The 5,058-nt window shown below is 50.3% G+C and carries 1 tRNA gene and 3 rRNA genes; all 4 read left to right on the top strand.

From position 1 onward, the window contains the following. Nucleotides 1-157 precede the first annotated feature (157 nt). The 4 genes from HMPREF2780_RS02250 (at nt 158) to rrf (ending at nt 5,057) form a co-directional block, all read left to right on the top strand. Nucleotides 158-1,714, top strand: a 16S ribosomal RNA gene (locus HMPREF2780_RS02250). A gap of 54 nt (nt 1,715-1,768) precedes the next feature. Continuing rightward, nucleotides 1,769-1,841, top strand: a tRNA-Ala gene (locus HMPREF2780_RS02255). Between the two features lie 120 nt (nt 1,842-1,961). Then, nucleotides 1,962-4,861: ribosomal RNA gene (locus HMPREF2780_RS02260) — 23S ribosomal RNA — on the top strand. 80 nt (nt 4,862-4,941) lie between these two features. Continuing rightward, nucleotides 4,942-5,057 (top strand): 5S ribosomal RNA (gene rrf, locus HMPREF2780_RS02265). Together the 16S, 23S and 5S rRNA genes with 1 tRNA gene alongside form the textbook arrangement of a ribosomal RNA operon. The last annotated feature ends 1 nt before the right edge of the window (nt 5,058 follow it).

A 5,058-nucleotide genomic window follows, 5' to 3' on the forward strand; every position in this document is an offset into this window, starting at 1 on the left:
AGTAGATGATATACTAAGATAGTTGTCTCCGAGGGAGGCAAAGACCTTTGAAAACTGAACAAGACGAACCAAGTGCAGGGTGACATAGAGATATGTGACCTGTCAAAGAACGAAAAATAAATCTGTCAGTGGACAGAAATGAGTAAGACTCAAACGCTTAAATGAGAGTTTGATCCTGGCTCAGGACGAACGCTGGCGGCGTGCCTAATACATGCAAGTAGAACGCACAGTTTATACCGTAGCTTGCTACACCATAGACTGTGAGTTGCGAACGGGTGAGTAACGCGTAGGTAACCTGCCTGGTAGCGGGGGATAACTATTGGAAACGATAGCTAATACCGCATAATATTAATTATTGCATGATAATTGATTAAAAGGTGCAATTGCACCACTACCAGATGGACCTGCGTTGTATTAGCTAGTAGGTGAGGTAACGGCTCACCTAGGCGACGATACATAGCCGACCTGAGAGGGTGATCGGCCACACTGGGACTGAGACACGGCCCAGACTCCTACGGGAGGCAGCAGTAGGGAATCTTCGGCAATGGACGAAAGTCTGACCGAGCAACGCCGCGTGAGTGAAGAAGGTTTTCGGATCGTAAAGCTCTGTTGTAAGAGAAGAACGGGTGTGAGAGTGGAAAGTTCACACTGTGACGGTATCTTACCAGAAAGGGACGGCTAACTACGTGCCAGCAGCCGCGGTAATACGTAGGTCCCGAGCGTTGTCCGGATTTATTGGGCGTAAAGCGAGCGCAGGCGGTTAGATAAGTCTGAAGTTAAAGGCTGTGGCTTAACCATAGTACGCTTTGGAAACTGTTTAACTTGAGTGCAGAAGGGGAGAGTGGAATTCCATGTGTAGCGGTGAAATGCGTAGATATATGGAGGAACACCGGTGGCGAAAGCGGCTCTCTGGTCTGTAACTGACGCTGAGGCTCGAAAGCGTGGGGAGCGAACAGGATTAGATACCCTGGTAGTCCACGCCGTAAACGATGAGTGCTAGGTGTTAGGCCCTTTCCGGGGCTTAGTGCCGCAGCTAACGCATTAAGCACTCCGCCTGGGGAGTACGACCGCAAGGTTGAAACTCAAAGGAATTGACGGGGGCCCGCACAAGCGGTGGAGCATGTGGTTTAATTCGAAGCAACGCGAAGAACCTTACCAGGTCTTGACATCCCGATGCCCGCTCTAGAGATAGAGTTTTACTTCGGTACATCGGTGACAGGTGGTGCATGGTTGTCGTCAGCTCGTGTCGTGAGATGTTGGGTTAAGTCCCGCAACGAGCGCAACCCTTATTGTTAGTTGCCATCATTCAGTTGGGCACTCTAGCGAGACTGCCGGTAATAAACCGGAGGAAGGTGGGGATGACGTCAAATCATCATGCCCCTTATGACCTGGGCTACACACGTGCTACAATGGCTGGTACAACGAGTCGCAAGTCGGTGACGGCAAGCTAATCTCTTAAAGCCAGTCTCAGTTCGGATTGTAGGCTGCAACTCGCCTACATGAAGTCGGAATCGCTAGTAATCGCGGATCAGCACGCCGCGGTGAATACGTTCCCGGGCCTTGTACACACCGCCCGTCACACCACGAGAGTTTGTAACACCCGAAGTCGGTGAGGTAACCTTTTAGGAGCCAGCCGCCTAAGGTGGGATAGATGATTGGGGTGAAGTCGTAACAAGGTAGCCGTATCGGAAGGTGCGGCTGGATCACCTCCTTTCTAAGGAAAAACGGAATGCACGATGGAGTCTTGTTTAGTTTTGAGAGGTCTTGTGGGGCCTTAGCTCAGCTGGGAGAGCGCCTGCTTTGCACGCAGGAGGTCAGCGGTTCGATCCCGCTAGGCTCCATTGGAACGTTCAGTTCCAAACTAGTCCATTGAAAATTGAATAACTATATCAAATAGTAACAAGAAATAAACCGAAACGCTGTGAATATTAATGAGTTTAAGACTGAAAGGTCAAAAATAAGGTTAAGTTAGTAAGGGCGCACGGTGGATGCCTTGGCACTAGGAGCCGAAGAAGGACGTGACAAACGACGAAATGCCTCGGGGAGCTGTAAGTAAGCGACGATCCGTGGATATCCGAATGGGGGAACCCAACAGGTAGATGCCTGTTACCCATATCTGTTAAGGATATGAGGAGGAAGACGCAGTGAACTGAAACATCTAAGTAGCTGCAGGAAGAGAAAGCAAAAGCGATTGCCTTAGTAGCGGCGAGCGAAGAGGCAGGAGGGCAAACCGAAGAGTTTACTCTTCGGGGTTGTAGGACTGCAATGTGGACTCAGAATTTATAGAAGAATGACTTGGGAAAGTCAGCCAAAGAGAGTAAGAGCCTCGTATTTTAAATAGATTCTGTACCTAGCAGTATCCTGAGTACGGCGGGACACGAGAAATCCCGTCGGAATCTGGGAGGACCATCTCCCAACCCTAAATACTCCCTAGTGACCGATAGTGAACCAGTACCGTGAGGGAAAGGTGAAAAGCACCCCGGGAGGGGAGTGAAATAGAACCTGAAACCGTGTGCCTACAACAAGTTCGAGCCCGTTAATGGGTGAGAGCGTGCCTTTTGTAGAATGAACCGGCGAGTTACGTTATGATGCGAGGTTAAGTTGAAGAGACGGAGCCGTAGGGAAACCGAGTCTGAATAGGGCGCAATAGTATCATGACGTAGACCCGAAACCATGTGACCTACCCATGAGCAGGTTGAAGGTGCGGTAAAACGCACTGGAGGACCGAACCAGGGCACGTTGAAAAGTGCTTGGATGACTTGTGGGTAGCGGAGAAATTCCAAACGAACTTGGAGATAGCTGGTTCTCTCCGAAATAGCTTTAGGGCTAGCGTCGACATCAAGATTCTTGGAGGTAGAGCACTGTTTGGGTGAGGGGTCCATCCCGGATTACCAATCTCAGATAAACTCCGAATGCCAATGAATTATGGTCGGCAGTCAGACTGCGAGTGCTAAGATCCGTAGTCGAAAGGGAAACAGCCCAGACCACCAGCTAAGGTCCCAAAATAATTGTTAAGTGGAAAAGGATGTGGGGTTGCACAGACAACTAGGATGTTAGCTTAGAAGCAGCTATTCATTCAAAGAGTGCGTAATAGCTCACTAGTCGAGTGACCCTGCGCCGAAAATGTACCGGGGCTAAAACAATTTACCGAAGCTGTGGATCCCTTAGGGGATGGTAGGAGAGCGTTCTATGTGTGGAGAAGGTGTACCGTGAGGAGCGCTGGAACGCATAGAAGTGAGAATGCCGGTATGAGTAGCGAAAGACAGGTGAGAATCCTGTCCACCGTAAGACTAAGGTTTCCAGGGGAAGGCTCGTCCGCCCTGGGTTAGTCGGGACCTAAGGAGAGACCGAAGGGTGTATCCGATGGCCAACAGGTTGATATTCCTGTACTAGAGTATGAAGTGATGGAGGGACGCAGTAGGCTAACTAAAGCAGACGACTGGAAGAGTCTGTCTAAGCAGTGAGGCGTGGTATGAGTCAAATGCTTATACCTGTAACGTTGAGCTGTGATGGGGAGCGAAGTTTAGTAGCGAAGTTAGTGATGTCACACTGCCAAGAAAAGCTTCTAGCGATGTATCATACTCTACCCGTACCGCAAACCGACACAGGTAGTCGAGGCGAGTAGCCTCAGGTGAGCGAGAGAACTCTCGTTAAGGAACTCGGCAAAATGACCCCGTAACTTCGGGAGAAGGGGTGCTGATTTAGGTCAGCCGCAGTGAATAGGCCCAAGCAACTGTTTATCAAAAACACAGCTCTCTGCTAAATCGTAAGATGATGTATAGGGGGTGACGCCTGCCCGGTGCTGGAAGGTTAAGAGGAGTGCTTAGCGGAAACGCGAAGGTATGAATTGAAGCCCCAGTAAACGGCGGCCGTAACTATAACGGTCCTAAGGTAGCGAAATTCCTTGTCGGGTAAGTTCCGACCCGCACGAAAGGCGTAATGATTTGGGCACTGTCTCAACGAGAGACTCGGTGAAATTTTAGTACCTGTGAAGATGCAGGTTACCCGCGACAGGACGGAAAGACCCCATGGAGCTTTACTGCAGTTTGATATTGAGTGTCTGTGCCACATGTACAGGATAGGTAGGAGCCTACGAGATCGGGACGCCAGTTTCGATGGAGGCGCTGTTGGGATACTACCCTTGTGTTATGGCCACTCTAACCCGGATAGGTGATCCCTATCGGAGACAGTGTCTGACGGGCAGTTTGACTGGGGCGGTCGCCTCCTAAAAGGTAACGGAGGCGCCCAAAGGTTCCCTCAGACTGGTTGGAAATCAGTCGCAGAGTGTAAAGGTATAAGGGAGCTTGACTGCGAGAGCTACAACTCGAGCAGGGACGAAAGTCGGGCTTAGTGATCCGGTGGTTCCGCATGGAAGGGCCATCGCTCAACGGATAAAAGCTACCCTGGGGATAACAGGCTTATCTCCCCCAAGAGTTCACATCGACGGGGAGGTTTGGCACCTCGATGTCGGCTCGTCGCATCCTGGGGCTGTAGTCGGTCCCAAGGGTTGGGCTGTTCGCCCATTAAAGCGGCACGCGAGCTGGGTTCAGAACGTCGTGAGACAGTTCGGTCCCTATCCGTCGCGGGCGTAGGAAATTTGAGAGGATCTGCTCCTAGTACGAGAGGACCAGAGTGGACTTACCGCTGGTGTACCAGTTGTCTTGCCAAAGGCATCGCTGGGTAGCTATGTAGGGAAGGGATAAACGCTGAAAGCATCTAAGTGTGAAACCCACCTCAAGATGAGATTTCCCATAACGCAAGTTAGTAAGAGCCCTGAGAGAAGATCAGGTTGATAGGTTAGGAGTGGAAGTGTGGTGACACATGGAGCGGACTAATACTAATAGCTCGAGGACTTATCCAATTTTCATTGAGCGCAGCGTTCAAAAAGTATTGTTAGAAATGAGTAGTTATTCAATTTTGAGTAGATTAGATACTCAATAGTTAAGTGACGATAGCCTAGGAGATACACCTGTACCCATGCCGAACACAGCAGTTAAGCCCTAGAACGCCGGAAGTAGTTGGGGGTTGCCCCCTGTGAGATATGGTAGTCGCTTAGCA

The sequence above is a fragment of the Streptococcus sp. HMSC062B01 genome, from assembly GCF_001811085.1.
Lineage (GTDB): Bacteria > Bacillota > Bacilli > Lactobacillales > Streptococcaceae > Streptococcus > Streptococcus gordonii.